Origin of the sequence: Mycoplasma hafezii, from assembly GCF_049942695.1 — a bacterium.
In the GTDB taxonomy this organism is placed as follows: domain Bacteria; phylum Bacillota_I; class Bacilli_A; order Mycoplasmatales; family Metamycoplasmataceae; genus Mycoplasmopsis; species Mycoplasmopsis hafezii.
In genome coordinates this window covers 817433-836490 of sequence record NZ_CP187940.1, presented here as the reverse complement: position 1 = coordinate 836490, position 19058 = coordinate 817433, and the positions used below count along the sequence as shown (strand labels likewise).

Here is a 19058-nt window from a genome sequence, read left to right as displayed (position 1 = left end):
TTATATTAATTATTTATTATTAATCATTTCATTTTCTTATTTTTTGATGATATTACATCTCTTATCTAGATATTTTTCCTACTTATTTTTAAAGATGATGACCTCCTCATGTTTTGCTGATGAACATAAAAATCGCTATTAAAAATAGAATATGATGTTTTAAATATCGTTAAAGAGCCATAACCTATTTTTTCAATACATAATATGTCAAATAATAATCAAAAACAGCAGTTAACTACTGCTGTTTTTCATATGTTTTTGTTTCAATAATAATTGAATTAAAGTGACCTTATTGCTTAGTTTTAACTTCATAAAGTGTTTAAGCACTTGATTTTTAATAAATTTATTTTTTGCTAAGCTTTTCTTAATGGTTATAAATCAAGCCTTAAAATCATTTGTATTTTGAAGTTCTTTAATTAACACAGATAAAACTTCAGTTAATAATTGTTGTATTTTAGATTTTTGTTGATCCTTAAAAAGAATGCCTATTAAGTTATCAAGTAAAGCGATTATTTTTTGAGGATTAAATTTTAGTTTGCTACTAATTAAAATTGCTATCTCAGACACAAATATATCGAGTGTTTTAGTATCTTGTATGAGTAAGTTCATAATTTGAATTAAGTTTGTAACAACTAAAGTAGAGTAGTCTTGTTCTTGCTTAATGTTGCTGAAAAATAGCATCGACTTAGTTAAATCAAATGAATTTATTATTTTTTTATTTTTAATACTATCTATTTGGTAATTAATAATTGCTATTTTTAAGGTATTTAATATTAAAGTTTTTAATATAGAAGTTCATCGTGCTTGATTTTGATTAACAAACCTTTGCAAATTATGAATTGTTGCTTGTAAATCGAGGTTTAATTTTTGGTGGTATTTAGTAAAAGTGTTTTGAAGAGCACTAATAATTTTTGGTGATAAATAATTTACAGCATTATCGATTAATTCACCTAAAATATCAATAAATTCATCAAGATTATAGTGGCATAGTTCTAATTCTAAAATGAGCTCAATAATTTTTAAGTAGTTGTTAGTATTTTTAATTTCCGAAAGAATGCGATCTAAAATTATTTCTGCAGATAATTCTGGTGTTTTAACAATGTCATTGCAAGTAAGTTGAATATTATCTAAAATATTGTGAATAACTTTATTTTGTACTAGTGTAAGCACAAACTCCTCAGTTAGCTTAGTAGCTGAGCTGTATTTATTGATGTAGTTTAGTAATAATAAATTTGGATCAAGCTTATTATAAAATTCAGTTTTAAAAAAGTTCATCGCGATCGTAGGAGAACTATTTTTAATTCATCCTTCATATTTAATTAAACGTTTAGCAAAATTTTTATAATTTCCTTTATCAATAATTTTTTGTTCTAATTCGTGAGTGTTTTTTAAGTATCCTTCATCATTTTTAGGTATTGCACTCTCAAATAGTTTGCTTTTGTTAAATTGATATGTAAACTGGTTAGCATCACTCATTCAGTAGTTGTAATTAAAATGATAATTTTGGGAATAGGTTTTAGTATCAAAAGATGGATTAGATAGTTTTAAGTATAAATCTAGAGCCATTTTTTTATAACCCTTAATATTTGGATGAATATCAACATAGGTTGAACTAAATTTTGCAATATTTTGATCTCAGTAGTCATTATTATATAAATTTATTCAATTGCATTGTTGTTCTATCGCTACTTCTTTCATATTGTTATTCAGCAAGCCGATAAATGTTTCTAAAATTGAAAAATCACAGTTTAATTCGTTAACTTTAAAGAAATATTGATCTATAACGTGTTTTAAACCTAAAAAAGGTATAGGGTAAGCGATTAAATTAATATTTGATGTTGGGGTAATTGTTTTAATAATTTGTAATAGTTCTGCTAATTGTGCTTTTAGCTTGCTCATAATCTCAAAATATTTATTTTTAAGATATTCATCAAAAATTTGAATAATTTCTGGACTATCTAACTGATCGATTAAATTTGAAAAATCATTATTAAATAGATTTTCAAAAAATAAGTAAAAGAAATCCATTGCACCAATGCTAATCGTAATTAAGTTGGCATTTTTTAACTCTTGTTTAATAGAATTTACGGAGATATTTCGTTCTTTTGAATTAGCTAAAACTAAGCTAAATTCGCTCGGACAACCTTTGAAAAAGTCTATTCATTCCTGGATGCTTGAAGAATTCACTGAATAGTTGTTAAAAGAACCTAGTTGTTTAGTTTGCATTAAAATATCAGCAAAATAAGCTGGATATGAGCTTCCAACAACGTGGTTATCAATTATTTCACCATAGTAATCATCGTCTAAAAAACCATCAAAACCAGCCGCTAATGAATCGCCAATAGCCACATAATTAATTTTTTGGTTATTCTGAACGAAATCTTTTGAAACTGTTCGAGTTATTTGATTAAAATCATTGATAGGTTTATTGTTTATTAAATTAGAAAAATAAAAATTTTTATGATTGATTTCTTTATTAATTTCAATAGCAATTTTACGACCTAAAGATTTAATAAATTTGATAAAAACTTCTTTGTGATTACGTGATTTTTCCATTTTTTTATTTTACTATTTTCGATATAAAAAATGCACAGATTTTTCTGTGCATATGTTTAATTATTATTTGAATTTGGATTATTAATTTTGCTTTTTTGAAAGGTCTTTATGTTTATTATTCTTCTACGACTTCTGCTGTTTCAACATCATCATTTGAATTAGAATTATTGTTTTGTGTAGCATTTTGTTGTGCTGCATAGTTTGCGAAGTTTTTAATTGTGTTTTCTAATTCATCTAATTTTGATTTAAGAGCAGGAATATCTTTTTTATCGATTAATTCTTGGATTTCTTTAACAAGTTTTTCTGATTCTTCTTTAGCTTTAGGGTCAAGTTTATCACCTTGATCTTTATTAGCTTTATTAATTTGGTCAATTAAGCTTTCTGCACGAACGATTGTTTCAGCTTCTTCTTTACGTTTATTATCAGCTTCTTTGTTTTGTTCAGCTTCTTTAACCATTCTTTCGATTTCTTCTTCACTTAATTTACTTGAGTTTTGAATTGTAATTTTTTGTTCTTTTTGTGTTTTAACATCTTTAGCTGTAACTGTTGTAATACCGTTTACGTCGATTGAGAAGCTAACTTCAATTTGAGGAACACCTCTTGGAGCTGGTTCGATACCATCAAGGTTAAATTGTCCTAAAAGTTTATTATCGTTAGCCATTGGTCTTTCACCTTGCACAACTCTAATTGTAACTTCACTTTGGTTATCTGTAGCAGTTGAGAAGATTTGTGATTTTGTTACAGGGATTGTTGTGTTTCTTGGAATAAGTGGTGTAGCAACTCCACCCATTGTTTCAATTCCTAATGTAAGTGGTGTAACATCAAGTAATAAGATGTCTTCGATATCTCCAGCAAGTACGGCACCTTGGATTGCTGCACCAATTGATACAACTTCATCAGGGTTAATTGAACGGTTTGGTTCTTTATTTAATGTTCTCTTAACCATATCGTATACAGCTGGCATACGTGTTGAACCACCAACTAAAAGTACTTCATGTAAGTCAGCAGCTGTAATTCCTGCTTCTCTTAAAGCGTCTTCAATTGGTTTTCTTGTTCTATCTAATAATTGTGAAGTCATTGCTTCAAATTCACTACGTTTTAATTCTAATTCAACGTTAACTGGTCCATCTGCTGTAACTGCTAAGAATGGTAAGTTAATTTGAGCTACTGATTGAGCAGAAAGATCGATTTTAGCTTTTTCTGCTGTTTCTTTTAATCTAGCAAGTGCCATTTTATCACTTGTAGCATCGTAGTTGTATTTATCTTTAATTTCTTTTAACATTCATTTAACGATTTCATTGTCTCAATCATCACCACCTAAATGGTTATCACCACTTGTTGATAATACTTGGAATGTTCCGTCTTCAAGTTCAAGAACAGAAACGTCAAATGTTCCACCTCCAAGGTCATATACTAACACTTTCATTGATTTATCTTTAGATTTTTCTAAACCGAATGCAAGTGCAGCTGCTGTAGGTTCGTTAATAATTCTAAGTACGTCTAGTCCAGCAATTTTACCAGCAATTTTTGTTGCTTCACGTTGAGCATTATCAAAGTAAGCAGGCACTGTAATAACAGCTTTTGTTACTTTTTGACCTAATTTAGCTTCTGCGTAATCTTTCATATATGAAAGAATCATTGCTGAAATTTCTTCTGGTTTATAATCTTTACCATTTACGTGAACTGTTTTATCTGTTCCCATTAATCTTTTAATAGAAACAACTGTGTTTGGGTTTGTTTCAACTTGTCTTTTAGCAACTTCACCAACGATTGTTTCACCATTTTTAAATGCAACAACACTAGGTGTAGTTCTTTTTCCGTTTGGATTTTCTAAAACAACAGGTTGTCCGTTTTCGATTACAGAAACAACAGAGTTTGTTGTTCCTAAGTCAATTCCTAATACTACTTCTTTAGCCATATTTTAAGCCTCCTAATATCGTAATTTAAGTACATTACTTTAATTAGTACTAAATATATTTTACCATAAATTTAGCAGTCAAGTAATTTATTTGCTAAATTTTTTTAATCTAATTTATTTACTATTACTGATGCAGGTTTTACTACTCTATCAGCGATTTTAATTCCTTGGCGAACTACTTTTAAAACTACGTGGTTTTTTAATTCAGGCATATAACCTCAATCGACGATTTGAGAAATGTTAGCATCAAATTCAGTTCCTAATTCTGGTGTAATTAATTGAATGTTATGATCACTAAACACTTGTTCAAATTGACTTACAACCATAGAGAAACCAATGCAGTAATTTTTAACTTGGATATTATCTGAATTTTCTCCAGCTTTTGTAGCCATAGCAAGGTTGTTAAATGGAACTTCTAAATCTTCAATAAATCTAGCAAGTGCATACGCTTGTTTTTCTTTGATTGTTTCGTTTGTTTTATTTTGAAGCTCATTAATTTTTTCATTTAATTTTTCAGTTGCTTTTTTTGTTAATTCATCAGCTTTTTCTTTAAATGAATATTCCATCACTCTAATTTGAGTATCTTTTTCGTTTAATTTATTTTCTAACTCTGATATTCTTGCTTCTAATTCTTTTAATTTAGCATCATCTTGTTTTGCTTCTTTAGTAGCTTTTGTCTCTTCTTTTTCTGGAGATAAAACTTCTATATTATTAATAAGCACTAAAGCTGTTTTTCTTTGAAATTCTTGAATTTCATAATCTTTAGGGAATGTAAATTTTATTTCTAAATGTCTTTTATATTTACGATTAAGAATTTTTTCATCAAACTGAGGCAAGAATTGTTCTTGCCCAATTACGATTTCTTTATCACCACTATATTCAGGTTGATGAGTTCCTTCAACATATAAATCAAATTTACCTTTAACAATATCATTTACACTAATTTTATTTGTTTTCATATTACTCCTTATTTACTCTTGTTTGTTAATCAACTTTCAAGAGCTTTTATTGAACTTTTCATTTTGTTAAAATCAGAACCTTGTGCACCTACTACTGATATTTCAGTTACACCAGAATGATATGGAATTCTTTTTGACATATAACTACCCATATTATCGACTGAAATTTTAATTGTTTCATCATCTCCTAATTCTTCATCAATTTTTTCTCAAATTGAATGATGTTCAATTAAGTCAATTAATTTTGATAAATCTTCTCTATTGATTTGGTTACTTAAAATGATGTTATTTTTTCCATAAACTTTATTTTGCTTTAAAGATAGGTTAAAAATATTATTTACAAATTGCTCGATAACTTTTTGATAGTTCTTAATTACTTCAGATAATATAGTTTTTAGTCCTAATACATGATTTGGTAATTCTTGCAATGGAACATCAATTAATCTTTCTTTAAAGATACGAACTGCAACTTTTAAGTCATTAATACTTAATTCTTCTGGTTTAAAAGTTAAAATTTTTGAAAAAACTTCACCATTAGATACAACCATAACGATTGTTGCTGTTGTATCGTTAAGCGGAACTAAATCAATACTCTTAAGTAATGAACTAGCATTGTATTGGGTTGTAATTAAGGTTAGTCCTGTAATTTCAGCAATCATATTTGCAGCTTGATCTAGCGTCTCATCAATTGATAATTCTTTTTCTTTAAATACCTTATTTAAGCGTTTTAAAATTTTTTGTTCTTCTGTTTCGCTTAGGTATTTTGCGTAGTATTCTAACCCTTTTGTGGTTGGGATACGTCCACTAGAACTGTGAGCTTTTTGTAAGAACTCAAATATTTCTAAATCATTCATTAAATATCTGATTTTAGCACTTGAAAAATTGATTTCATTTGGATAGCGTTCAATTAAATGTGAACTACTTACTGCTTTTCCTTCTTCAACATAAAGCATTACAGTGTATTTTAAAATCAATTCATATTTAGGTTCAATTCTATTGTTATTCATAAATCAATTATAGCACTAAAGTTTATTTTTTAGCAATTAATTAATTTGTTTGCTAATTTGCAAAAACCTTGCTATTTGTTTATATTCAGAAGTTTTTGAATAAATACTATATATATATATATAGAAAAGTGAAGCAGTATATGCTACCGATGATTAAAAGAATATAATAATATTGGGTGAAAACATATTACTTACGTTCACCCAGGATTAATGTTATGAAATTAACTGTTTTAAATACAATTAGCAATTTAGCTTGTTTTCCAAATGTGTTAATAGGTGAAGCAACTCCTCAAAAAAGTATACTAATGATAAATTATGACAAGAATTTTTAAACTCACATTATTCTATACACAAACTATATGTTAAGGTTCTAGAGTATTCATTTTCATTAAATATCAATGATTTTAATTCTCTTTATCATCTATCGGTACAAAATGAAGAAGAAAAAAAGAGAGCTATAGAAATCATTAAATCTGAGACTGGATATAACTTATTGCTAAAAAAATACGGAGTTAAATCAAGAGATGGTTTTTTCACCCACGAATATGCTCCATATATAGAAAGAAAATTAAAGAAATAATTGATGTTTTGCAAACTGAAATTCAAGATATCGTTTCAAAACTTGGATTAAGTGATAAAGAAATAAATAAAATATTAAAAGAATTAAAAAAAGAAGATGCTTCTTTAAGAGATGATGTTCTGGGTCATTCAGTGATAGCTTCATTTATGTCAATACTAGCACAAGTTCCAGTAGTTAAATGAATTAGTTATGTTTAAGAAATGATTAGATACACCTTTGATACTGTGCGACCAGACAATCCTATAAAACATAATTATTAAAAATGGAATATAAATTACTTAAAATTAAAAAATTCTTTATTGCTTATTGATTTGCTAGATATGTATTATTGTGAAGTGTAATAATTTTTATCAGTTTATCTTTTGGTATATATAGAAGCACTTGAAATGCAGCTACAATAATAGCTTTAGTTATTTTAATAATCTTTTTTATTTATTATGGTGTTTTAACTGCTATCGAAAGATTTTTATTGAAATCAGAATATTATGAAGCCTTAAAATATATTTCTGAAAATGCAGCAGATTATAACTGATATACAGTAAGAGCAGCACGATACTATATGAAGCATAATAAAATACACGATGAATAAAATTAATAGGTTGTTAAAGGAACATTTAAGGTCTTACCCGTTAGTAATTCAAGATAGCAATGCTTTAAAAATAAGATTTTCAGAGGAATTTAAAAATAGAATTCTAAACTATATTAACTTGGTGTTTTAGTCGCAGATTCTCAGCTAAGCTGCGAACAAAAGAAAAACATATTTTCAATTTTTACGAAGAAACCAAAAAGTGATTAATCTTGATGATTGACCTTTATTGAAAAAAGATATTGTCAATCACGTTACTAACGATATACAAACATCTATTTTTGGCTTAGAAAATTCACCTTATGAACTCTTACGAAAATATAATTTAGAATTTTGCTCTCGTTTTAATTTTCAGTATTCTGTTATCGTTAAAGAATTTATCGAACTAATTCTGCAAGATAAAAATATAGTTGAATTAATTAGAAAAAGCCAAATTATTTTTGATTTAACTTATCGTTATAAATTAGTATTGTAAAAAATAAACGCAATTAAAAATTGAAACATACTTACTAACAGTATTTTAATATCTAAAAACTTAAATTTATTAAATGAATTAATAGCGGAAAACATATTTATCAAGTATCAATTGCACAAAGTCTTGATCAGCTACTTTATATACAAAATAATCAATTATATTATTCTGTAAAAGCTCTTATTAATCTATTTTTAACAAGCTAAATGCATAAGTTATAAACCACAATATTACAAAAACAAATATTAATTTGGTAAGAGGAAATGTTGTGGTTTAAATTTTGCTACAAAAATATGATTAATTTTATTATTTTTATTACCATAATACGCTAAACATAACAATAAAACCAATAAAATTAGTCCTATTTTTCAGATATTTTCACAAATTATTCCGAAATACTTCTTGTTTAATTTTTAGTTATAAAATCGCTTGAAAATTTTTAAATACTTTATAAATTTAATATAAAATTGAATTTATGAATAATACCAACAATAATGAACACAATTTATGAAAGAAAAATCATAATAAACCCAAACATATTATTGAAAAATATAAGGTTTGACATCATAATAAATATAGAAAGGATAATCTAGATTATTGTGGTACAGGTACTGTGATTTATGTATCAAATAACAATGGTATACATACTAAATTACCACATGATATTTCTGAAGAAGATATCCAAAAAGAAACAGAACAATTAAAGTTCAAAATGGGTAAATATTTAGCTAATAACAAAAAAGTAAAAATTACTCCAAAAATATTCTTTCAAAGATATTGAAGACGTTTTTTATTAATTTTATTAGCTGCCTTAGTATTTAACTTTGGAGTGCAAGTTTTCTTAAGTAGAGCTGATACCATTCCTTCTGGAATTACTGGTATTCCAACCATTTTACAATATGTTTATCCACAACTTCATCAATACTTTGCGTTGCTTTATTTAGCTTGCAATGTTCCGTTATTTCTTATTTTTTGACGTAAATCAAAAGCAAGTTTTATGTGATTTACTTTGCTCTTTATGATTTGCCAAATTTTTATTAACTTTTTATTTACTAATGTTGAAGTAATTCACGATTTTATTGCGAGAAAAATTCTTTTAGTTCCTGGAAATACTTACGAAATTAGAAATTATTTATATCCTGAATTAGAAGAAGGTGATTTACTATCAAATAGTAAATATCATATTAATATATTAAATGAATGAATTAAAACAATAGGACACAACGAGTTTCAACCAATCCTTTTAGATCAACAATCTCCAGAAGTTGCATTACAAAATTATGAAGAAATTAGAGGAGCGTTAATTCTCTCTGTGCACCCTGATATAACATCCGACTTTTTAAATGAAATGTTGCCAAACTATAAATTATTTAACTTTTTATCTAATGGTGAATTTCAAGCTTACTGATACCTTAAAGGAATTACTTGACCTATTTTATTATATGGTTCATTAGGAGCAGCGTTTATTGGTATGGGTGTTGCTTTATCTTGAAAAGCTGGTGGTTCAACAGGTGGTACAGATATTGTGGCATATTACTTTTCAACAAAGAGCAAGAAAAATGTTGCTAATATGCTTTCAAGTATCGCAATTGTAACTGCTATTATTTTCTTGCTTATTTATGCATTTATTAAACCTAATCCAAATGGTGAATATTTTGGAATGCGTGAGCTTTCTACTTTTGCTTATATTTTAGTATCTAATGTTATTGTTAATATTATGTATCCTAAATATAAGAAAATGAAGCTAACAATTATTTCTGCTGAACCAGAAAAAGTATTGGCTTACTTTAATTTAATCGGTTACTGACATAGTTATAGACTTGAAAGATTTAAATCAGGTTATACAGGTAAATATAACTATAAAATAGAAACTGTTATCTTATTATTAGAATCACGTAATTTAATTAATGACTTAAAATTAATTGATCCAAATATTTGACTTTCATTTACTAAAGTAGAAAAAGTAGTTGGTAAATTTAATACTCAATTTGTTGAATAGGACAGAGTTTATTTTCTGTTCTATTTTTTTATTATTTTATTTAATATACGGAGGTAAAAATGAAGGTATCAGAATTACAAAAGCTTTCTAATGTGCAAGAAGAAAAAATAGAAGTTGGTTTTGGAATTCTTGCATTAATAACTAGTTTAGGTGCTTTAGCAAATGCAATTGCTCCACTGGTTGGGTTAGTAAAAGTTGCACTAGCACCACAAGGAGAAATTAAAGATAAAGTTGTTGGTTATAAATGGCAAATGGGGAAAGACACTCCAAAAACTTCTTTAGAAAGCTTTACAACTTTTGAATAAAAAAATTGATAAAAATCGGTTTTGCTAATAGATAAAATGCAATATAATAAAAACGTTACTTCTAGTAACCGTACTAAAAAGGTCGAAAGCACGCGAAAGCGTCACCTTAAAGACGAGCCACTTAATGGAGGTATTGCATGTTAGCAATTATCGAAGCTGGTGGAAAACAACTTTTAGTTAAAGAAGGTCAAACAATCTTCATCGAAAAAATCGAAGGTGAAGAAGGTCAAGAAGTAAAATTTGATAAAGTTTTACTTGTTGATGACAAAATTGGGAAACCTTACTTAGAAAATGCTTTAGTAACAGGAATCATCGAAAAACAAGGGAAAGCTAAAAAAATCGTAGTTTACCGTCACAATGCAAAGTCAACTCACAAGAGAAAACTTGGACACCGTCAACCTTATACACGTGTTAAAATTACAGGAATTCAAGGGTAATTAGAAAATGGCACATACCAAAGCCGGTGGATCTACCAGAAATGGTCGTGATTCACACTCAAAAAGATTAGGTGCTAAATTAGGTGACGGACAATTCTGTACAGCAGGTTCAATCATTTACCGTCAAAGAGGGACAAAAATTTTCCCTGGTGTAAATGTTGGACGTGGTGGTGACGATACTTTATTCTCAAAAATCGATGGTTACGTAAAATACGAAAGCAGAAGAAACAGAAAGTTTGTTTCTGTCTATCCAGAAAGAGTAAAATAATAAATAATGCACCAATCGGTGCATTTTTTAATTAATTTTCTTCAAAGATTTCGCTGAGTGTAGTTGCAAGATTAGCTCCTTCTTTTAAAAAGTTAGTATTTCCATCATCGATTGTTAAGCCAGGAAAACAATAAATCTCTTTACCATAGTATAAAAAAGAATTAATCAAACCTGCTAACTTAGTATTTTTTACAGAAGAAAGAATTAATAAATAATTTGCAATTGCACTAGCTAAAGAATTTGATTGTTTAAAATAATTTCTTTTAGGGTGAGAATTAAGTGGAAATAAACTGAGATGTAATTCGTTTGGATTATTTTCATTAATAGCTTCAGGAATTTGCTCCAAACTTTGACTATGAACTCAAATTATTTTGTGATTTCCTTTAGTTTTTTGTGCATCAATAATTTCTTGTTCGGTTTTTTTAAAGTCGGTAGCAACTAAAACAATATCATTTTGTTCTAAATTAAGTCTTTCATCAATAAAATACTTTGTTTTGCTATTGTGAATTTCGTTGCAAATTATCACTTTTTTCTTGCTTTCTAACAACTTTAAATTACCTTTATAGTAAATCACAAAAGGCGGTAAAGTGTCTTGAAATAAGTCTTTTGGATACTCTGAATCTAGCAATGTTAAATACTTAATTTTATTCGTTTCGTACTTATTTATAGACTTATTAATCTCTTCTTTGTCGATTTCTTTTTCCTTTGTAAGAAAGTAATAAATCTGTGCGTTATCACCCTTAAAAATATCAGATAGGTATAGTAAAATATTTTGCATTTTGTTTCTCCAAATAATAAATAAAAAAGTTGTTTTAATATACTAAAAATAAACTAAAATACTTTATGGAATTAATTCCGTATTTTTTTATGAATGTTGAACTACTCATTTACAAGAAATTAAAAAATAATATAATTTAGAAAAACATAATAAGTACACACTTTAGGAGACAAAATTATGAAAATTGCTTTTTTTGATGCAAAAGATTATGATATTAAATATTTTGATAAATACAACGAAGGTAGACATCAAATTACTTACTTTAAAGAAAACTTAAGCCTTAACACAGTACACCTTGCAGAAGGATATGATGCTGTTTGTGGTTTCGTTAACACATACGGAGACAAAGTTATCTTAGAAGTACTTAAAAAAATGGGTGTTAAATACTGATTCCAAAGATCAATGGGATACAACAAAATCGATATTGCTAAAGCAAACGAGTTAGGTATCGAAGTATTTAGAATTTTTAACTACTCAGCAGAAAGTATTGGAGAATTTGCTTTCGCTGGATTATTAAGTTTAAACAGAAACTTATTTAAAGCACACGACAGAGTGCAAAAATACAATTTCTCATTAAATGGGTTAGACGGTAAATGTGTTGGTAACTCAACAATCGGAGTTATCGGTTCAGGTAAAATCGGTCAAACATTTATTAAATTAGCTAAAGCTACAGGTGCTAGAGTATTAGTATTCGATGCTTTCGCTCAAGAAAATTTCCCTCAAACAGCTGATAAATTCGGTTTCGAATGAGCTTCATTAACAGAAGTTTTAAGAGAAAGTGACTTTATTTCAATTCACTGTCCTTTATTACCATCAACAAGATACTTAATTGATGATGCTGCTGTTGATGCTATGAAAGAAGGAATGATTTTAATTAACACAGCACGTGGTGAAACAATGGACATCAAAGCTGTTCTTAGAGGATTAAAATCAGGAAAAATTCGTGGATTAGCAACTGACGTTCTTGAAAGAGAAGAAGGTCGTTTCTACGAAGACGTATCAGCTAGAATTGATGACTTAAAAGCATTAGACCCAGATTGAAAAGAATTAATCGAAATGGACAATGTTTTAGTAACATCACACCAAGCTTACTTAACAGACTTAGCTTTAACACAAATCGCTAAAGCTACACTTGAAAATGCAGATAACGCTGAAAAAGGAAACTTTGACAATGCGTTAAGAATTATGGAGAACGGAAAAATTAAAAATGGATAAGATTAAGAAACAAACTTTATCATTTTGAACCTTTTTTGTAAGTTTCTTTTCATTTTTTAACCTTACAAAAGCTAGGAGATTAAACGCTGAAAAACCAAAAGATTTAAGAACATGAATCGTTCACGGAATTTCAGAATATTTTGGAACAATTTTAATTTCAATGGGACTTGCAGGATTAAGTATTTATGTTGCAGGAACACCTAACAAACCACTTGTAATTGAAGAATTTCTTTTACACCCAATTATTGTCGGATTCTACGCAGGATTTGTCGTAGTTGGATTATGTTTATTTATTTTCTTACGTTGAAGTTGTGATTTAAACCCTTCTGTATCAATTTACAGATACTTAAACGGAACAAACAACGGATACTACACAACATATAAATTAATTATTCAAGTATTTGGTTCTTTAACAGCTGGATGTATTATTTACGGTATTGGTCACTTTACAGCACCAGAAGGTGTGATTGCTAATGCTCCAATCGATGCTATTTCAGCTGCTAAAAAGGCTTTCCCAACAACAACTACACCAACAATTGCTTCAGGTACTGCTTGAATCTTCTTTGTTGAGTTAGTTATGACTTCAATTCTTTTATTCCCTATCTTTTCACCTAATATTAATAATAAATACCGTGATTTATTCATTATGTTTATTATCTCTCTTTCAGTATGAATGGGAATCTTAGGTGGTTCAGCTGCTATCAACCCAGCTAGAGGTATGGCACAACAATGACCAGTTCTTTTATTCCACAATGGACCAAGCGACTTAGTTCAATATGGACACACAAAATATAGTGCAATTGATTTCTCAAACTTAGGTTTTGGCAACATTACAGATGTTCAAGTAAACTCAATAGCTTGAAAATCAATCGTATCAGCTAGTGTAATTATGGTTATTGCCGATTTATTAGCACCAGTATTTTATGCTTTCGTTCAAGGATTTACACAAGCTGCTGTAAACCCATTAGTAGTTAAAATTATTAAATTTAAAAACTACAGAGCATTAAATATGCAAAAACCTGCTGATAAAAAATAATATAATTAAAAACATGAAAGTTGATTTCATGTTTTTTTAATAAGAAAGGGTAAAAATGAATCATTATATCGTTACTTTTTTAATGATCGCTATTTTTCTATTATTAATTCTTTCATGAGTGATTTTATTCTTTTTACACCGTAATAAACTTCGTGGTAAAGAAAATCAAAAACAAGGATTTAAATTTGAAGATGATGTAGCAAAAAAAATTAAACAACATATTAAAGGTAAAAAAGTTAAATTCTTACCTGGAAATATTTATAAGTATGATGGAAAACTTTTTGAAGTAGATGGTATTTTAGTATTTGAAAATTTAGTAGCTGTTATAGAATGCAAGTCTTATTTTGGTGAATTGCAAGGTGATGCATCTGCTACTGAATTACAACTTGTTTCATATACTAAAAAAGGAACAATTACAAAAGACTTTAAAAATCCAGTGTTGCAAAATGAAAAACACTTAAACCATTTGGAAAAAATTATTGGTAGATCGATGCCGCTTGCATCAATGATTGTCTGTCCTACTGGTTTAATAATTAATGTTAAACATCTACCAAAACACGTAATTATTACAACCGAAGATCAAATGTTAAATCGGATTGATGAATTGCTAGAATTTAGCAATAAAAATCAGCAAAATAAAATTGATGATAAGGTTATTGTTACAGCACTTGCAAACTTTGAAGTAAAATCAAAAAGAGAGAAAAAAGAATTTCAAAAAATGATAGAAGGGTAAAAATGAACGAGAAAGTTATAAGCAAAGTTGCTAAAGAATTAGCAATCACAGATAAACAGGTTAACATCGTGCTTGAAATGTTAACTGAAGGAAATACAGTTCCTTTTATTTCTAGATACCGTAAAGATAAAACTGGTGGTCTAGATGAAGAACAAATTTACAAAATTGAAACATTATATAAATATTCAGTTGAGCTAGAAAAAAGAAAAGAAGCAATTTTAGAAACATTACAAGAAAAGCAATTATTAACAAAAGAATTAGAAGAAAAAATTAAAGCTTGTTCTGTTAAGAGTGACTTAGAAGCTTTATATGAACCATTTAAAGTTGGTAAAGTAACAAAAGCAACTGAAGCGATTGCTTTAGGACTTGAACCATTAGCTAAAACAATTTTCAATAATACAAATCGTAATTTTGATCTTAATAAAGAAGCTCAAAAATATTTAAATGATAAAGTGACTTCAATCGAAGAAGCAATTACTCAAGCAAATTACATTATTGCTCAATGAATTTCACAAGACTTTGAATTACGTGAAAAAATCAAAGAAAATATTTTACGTTTTGGTGCTATTTTAACTAGCTTAAAACCTAAAGTGGAAGACGAAAATGAAAAATTTAAAAATTATTACAACTATAGAATTCCAATTCGTTTCATTAAGAATCACAATGTTTTAGCTATTAATCGTGGAGTTAAAAGTAAGATTTTAAAATTTGACTTTGAATATTCTGTAGATCATTTAGTTCAAATGATTTTAAGAAAAATTGACAAAAAGCAAGCTAATACTAAAAATTTAATTGATCCAGTTAACGATTCATTAAAAAGATTAATTCAACCAAGTATTGAACGTGAGATTTTTAGTGACTTATTTGCAGTTGCGGAACAAAATGCAATTTTAATTTTTGCTAATTCAGTTGAAAAATTACTTTTTGCACCAGCGTTAAGCGGACATAATATTTTAGCAATTGACCCTGCATTTGTCAACGGATGTAAATTAGCTGCTTTAAACGAAAATGGTGATGTTTTAGAGATTAATAAAATTTATCCTAATGCTCCAAAATTTAAAACTGCAGAAGCTGAAAAAATCACTTTAAACGCAATTCAAAAACACAAAATTGATATTGTGGTAATTGGAAATGGAACAGCAAGTAGAGAAACTGAAAAGTTTATTGCAGATTTAATTAAGAAATATAAATTAGATGTTAAATATGCAATTGTTTCTGAAGTTGGAGCATCAGTTTATTCAGCATCAAAAATTGCGATTGAAGAGTTCCCTGATTTAAACGTTGAAGAACGTAGTGCTATTAACATTGGACGTAAATTCTTAGATCCACTTAATGAGCTTGTTAAAATTGATCCAAAATCAATTGGGGTTGGACAATACCAACACGATTTAAATGAAAAAGAATTAGATCAATATTTAACATTTAAAGTTGAAAAAGTAGTTAATACAGTTGGTGTTGATGTTAATACTGCAACAAAATCAATTTTAAGTTACGTATCTGGTATATCTAAAACTCAAGCTCAAAAAATTGTTGATTATCGTTTAGAAAATGGTTCATTTACTAATCGTGAACAACTTAAAAAAGTTTCAGGACTTGGCGCTAAAACTTATGAACAAGCAATTGGTTTCTTACGTATTTTTAATTCAGATAATTACCTTGATAAAACTTTTATTCACCCTGAATCATATGCTTTAGCTAATGCAATTATTCGTGAATATCGTTTAGAACCTAGTGAAGCTGGAATTAAAGATTTAAACCTAAATGTTGCTAAACTTGTAAAAGAATATGGTTCAAACCAATATGAAATTGAGTTAATTTTGAACGCACTTAAAAACCCATTAAAACAATTTGATGAAAATAAACAAGGATTTGTCCTCAAAGATTCTTTAACTAATATTGAAGATTTAAAAGTTGGAGAACAAGTTCAAGGAACAGTTGAAAACATTACTGACTTTGGAATCTTTGTTTATATTGGATTAAAACAAACATTATTCATTCACGTGTCAGATTTAAATTTAGGCGATAAAGATAGTTTATTTGATTTATATTACCCTAACCAAGTCATTAATGCAGAGATTACAAATATAGACTTAGAACGTAATCGTATTGCAGGAAAGATTGCAATTTCATAAAAATCTATATAATTAAAAGTAAGGACAGAGGTACTTACTTTTTTGTAGGTTGAGAAATTACTCTTATAAGCTGATCTAGGTAATGCTAGCGGAGCGAGTCTTTTCCTTTTTCTGTCCGGAAAGAGGAATTTTTTTATGTTAAAAAGAAAACTAATTACACTTTTAGGAGCAATTAGCGTCTGTGCTACTCCAATGGTTGCTTTATCATGCAACGATACAAATTCAAAAACAGAATATATTTTACAATTACAAGCACCATATGGTAATCCAGAGCAAATTAAACAAGAACTCACACAATATCTAAATAATTTTTTAGCTCAAAAAGGAAGCAATAAGACAGTAAAAATTAATTTTGTAGATGGAGATGATTATTCACAAGTAAAAGATAGCTTAGATAAAAATGAAATCGATTTTGGAATGGTTTCTAGTGGTTCAATTGCACAATATAAAACTGATGTTCAAAATAAAAAATTACACATTGTTATGCAAACCTTAACTAAACAGTTTGAAGGTGAACAAGCAAATGCGTGATATAAAAATGACCAAGGTATTGAATTACAAAATATTGCAACTAAAGAACAAGAACTATATGATAAATATCCACGTAATCAATGAAACAACGAAAATAATCCATTAGGATGAAATGGAAGTATTTATCAAGCATTTTATAATGATAATTTAGTTAACCACCAACGAGGATTATTCGTAATTGTTGCTACTCCAACAATTACAGAGCAAATCCGTAAAGCTTGAAACGAAAAAGACTTAAAGAAATTTATTTCATTTGGTCTTGGAGTTGGAAGCATTAAATCTGGAAGCAAATACCTTTTACCACAAGCTTTAATGCAAAAACAATTTGGTGAGCAATTTAAATCATTCCGTGATTTAACTGCTAAATATCCAAATAATATTAGCAACACTGAAATTAAAAAATTAAATGATGTTAAAACTGAAAACATTCATATCTTTATGGCTAACGAAGGATTTTATGCTTATAGTAAAGTAAAAGAACCTGATAAATATACACCAACAGGATATCGAGAAGGACAAAAATTAAGCTTCTTAACATTAACTGATCCTTTACCTTATAATGTTGGTATCGCATCAGATAAAATGGATTTAGCAGATGCTAAAATAATTGTTGATGCATTTAGTAAGTTAGCACAAGAAAATAAAGATCCGTGAGGTCCATTACACGGCTTTAATGGATATAAGTACATTGATAATGTAGATACAGAATTTTGACAAAAAGTATATGAGGCATTAAATATTAAATAATTATGATTAAATTCGAAAATGTGACTTTACAGTATAAAGATAAAGCAGTCTTGCAAGATGTAAATTTAACTTTAGAACCAGGTAAAATAATTGGTGTAATTGGTCGTAGTGGATGTGGTAAAACCACATTATTAAAATCATTTTTTGATCGTTCATTAATTATTCAAGGCGAGTTATTTTATGATGATTTAAATTTATGTAGCAAGCAAAATAAAAAGCAAATTAAGCAGTATAAAAATCAAATTTCATTTATAGATCAAGAAAAACTAACTATCGAAGAATATGATGTTTATCATAATTTATTATGACACTTTAATGATTATCAAAATATCATATATAAATGATTTAAACTGTTAAATAAAGCACAAAGACAATTATTGCTAGATAAAGCTAAAGACTTAGGGGTTGAACACTTACTATTTAAACCAATTCAGAATTTATCAACTGGTCAAAAGCAAAGAGTTAATATTCTAATGCATTTAATGCTAAAATTTAACCTTTTATTAGCTGATGAACCAACCAGTAATTTAGATGCTTTTTGAAGTGAAAAAACAATGATTAATTTAGCGCAAGAAGCTAAACAAGGAAAATATGTTATTATGGCAATTCATAATTTAGAATTAGCTATGAAATATTGTGATGTCTTAATTGCAATTGAAGATCATCGAATTAATCATATTTTTACTAAACAAGAATTTAACAAAGAAAGACTAGAAAAATACTTTGATGTACGAGAAGATTAATAAAACAATATTTAGACTTAAGTTTCGACACCTACTATTATTTTGCTTAGTAATTA

At 27.9% G+C, this 19058-nt stretch carries 17 protein-coding genes and 1 riboswitch; of the genes, 12 read left to right on the top strand and 5 right to left on the bottom strand.

The genetic code is table 4. The features are described from left to right. Positions 1-231: 231 nt before the first annotated feature. From ACPYPZ_RS03210 to ACPYPZ_RS03195, 4 genes are all read right to left on the bottom strand, one after another. Entirely contained in the window at positions 232-2556 is a 2325-nt protein-coding gene (locus ACPYPZ_RS03210) for an SGNH/GDSL hydrolase family protein (RefSeq protein WP_426461150.1), read from the bottom strand. 115 nt (positions 2557-2671) lie between these two features. Then, entirely contained in the window at positions 2672-4474 is a 1803-nt protein-coding gene (gene dnaK, locus ACPYPZ_RS03205; RefSeq protein ID WP_426461148.1) for a molecular chaperone DnaK, read from the bottom strand. Positions 4475-4578: 104 nt separating this feature from the next. Then, positions 4579-5433, bottom strand: a complete 855-nt coding sequence (gene grpE / locus ACPYPZ_RS03200; RefSeq protein WP_426461146.1) for a nucleotide exchange factor GrpE — start codon at positions 5431-5433, stop codon at positions 4579-4581. Positions 5434-5441: 8 nt separating this feature from the next. After that, positions 5442-6440 carry a heat-inducible transcriptional repressor HrcA gene (locus tag ACPYPZ_RS03195; RefSeq protein ID WP_426461144.1) on the bottom strand — a complete coding sequence of 333 codons (999 nt, stop codon included), beginning with the start codon at positions 6438-6440 and terminating at the stop codon, positions 5442-5444. 588 nt (positions 6441-7028) lie between these two features. Between ACPYPZ_RS03195 and ACPYPZ_RS03190 the strand changes: the two genes are divergently transcribed. The 6 genes from ACPYPZ_RS03190 (at position 7029) to rpmA (ending at position 11087) form a co-directional block, all read left to right on the top strand. Further along, a complete protein-coding gene (locus ACPYPZ_RS03190) occupies positions 7029-7217 on the top strand; it encodes a hypothetical protein (RefSeq protein ID WP_426461143.1) in 189 nt (62 codons plus the stop codon). A 65-nt stretch (positions 7218-7282) separates the two neighbouring features. Continuing rightward, positions 7283-7609: a hypothetical protein gene (locus ACPYPZ_RS03185; RefSeq protein ID WP_426461142.1), complete on the top strand. Its 327-nt coding sequence runs from the start codon at positions 7283-7285 to the stop codon at positions 7607-7609. A gap of 944 nt (positions 7610-8553) precedes the next feature. Next, entirely contained in the window at positions 8554-10077 is a 1524-nt protein-coding gene (locus ACPYPZ_RS03180) for a YitT family protein (protein WP_426461140.1), read from the top strand. A 59-nt stretch (positions 10078-10136) separates the two neighbouring features. Then, the gene (locus ACPYPZ_RS03175) at positions 10137-10382 is read left to right on the top strand and encodes a hypothetical protein (protein ID WP_426461139.1); all 246 of its coding nucleotides are present in this window, start codon (positions 10137-10139) and stop codon (positions 10380-10382) included. A gap of 137 nt (positions 10383-10519) precedes the next feature. Next, positions 10520-10819: a 50S ribosomal protein L21 gene (gene rplU / locus ACPYPZ_RS03170; RefSeq protein WP_426461138.1), complete on the top strand. Its 300-nt coding sequence runs from the start codon at positions 10520-10522 to the stop codon at positions 10817-10819. A 7-nt stretch (positions 10820-10826) separates the two neighbouring features. Next, positions 10827-11087: a 50S ribosomal protein L27 gene (gene rpmA / locus ACPYPZ_RS03165; protein WP_426461137.1), complete on the top strand. Its 261-nt coding sequence runs from the start codon at positions 10827-10829 to the stop codon at positions 11085-11087. A gap of 31 nt (positions 11088-11118) precedes the next feature. Here the strand turns inward: rpmA and ACPYPZ_RS03160 are convergent, their stop codons facing one another. Then, the gene (locus tag ACPYPZ_RS03160; RefSeq protein WP_426461136.1) at positions 11119-11865 is read right to left on the bottom strand and encodes a hypothetical protein; all 747 of its coding nucleotides are present in this window, start codon (positions 11863-11865) and stop codon (positions 11119-11121) included. 177 nt (positions 11866-12042) lie between these two features. Here ACPYPZ_RS03160 and ACPYPZ_RS03155 point away from each other — a divergent pair, with 177 nt between their 5' ends. The 6 genes from ACPYPZ_RS03155 (at position 12043) to ACPYPZ_RS03130 (ending at position 19002) form a co-directional block, all read left to right on the top strand. After that, on the top strand, positions 12043-13080 hold the full coding sequence (locus ACPYPZ_RS03155; RefSeq protein ID WP_426461135.1) for an NAD(P)-dependent oxidoreductase: 1038 nt from the start codon (positions 12043-12045) through the stop codon (positions 13078-13080). Continuing rightward, the gene (locus tag ACPYPZ_RS03150; RefSeq protein WP_426461134.1) at positions 13073-14116 is read left to right on the top strand and encodes an aquaporin; all 1044 of its coding nucleotides are present in this window, start codon (positions 13073-13075) and stop codon (positions 14114-14116) included. Before ACPYPZ_RS03155 ends, ACPYPZ_RS03150 begins: the two co-directional genes overlap by 8 nt. A gap of 55 nt (positions 14117-14171) precedes the next feature. Further along, positions 14172-14849, top strand: a complete 678-nt coding sequence (locus tag ACPYPZ_RS03145; protein WP_426461133.1) for a nuclease-related domain-containing protein — start codon at positions 14172-14174, stop codon at positions 14847-14849. 2 nt (positions 14850-14851) lie between these two features. Beyond that, a complete protein-coding gene (locus tag ACPYPZ_RS03140; RefSeq protein ID WP_426461132.1) occupies positions 14852-16981 on the top strand; it encodes a Tex-like N-terminal domain-containing protein in 2130 nt (709 codons plus the stop codon). A 16-nt stretch (positions 16982-16997) separates the two neighbouring features. After that, positions 16998-17095, top strand: a riboswitch (TPP riboswitch). Between the two features lie 21 nt (positions 17096-17116). Then, positions 17117-18259 carry an ABC transporter thiamine pyrophosphate-binding lipoprotein p37/Cypl gene (gene cypl, locus ACPYPZ_RS03135; protein WP_426461130.1) on the top strand — a complete coding sequence of 381 codons (1143 nt, stop codon included), beginning with the start codon at positions 17117-17119 and terminating at the stop codon, positions 18257-18259. 2 nt (positions 18260-18261) lie between these two features. Continuing rightward, a complete protein-coding gene (locus ACPYPZ_RS03130) occupies positions 18262-19002 on the top strand; it encodes an ATP-binding cassette domain-containing protein (RefSeq protein WP_426461129.1) in 741 nt (246 codons plus the stop codon). Positions 19003-19058 lie beyond the last annotated feature (56 nt).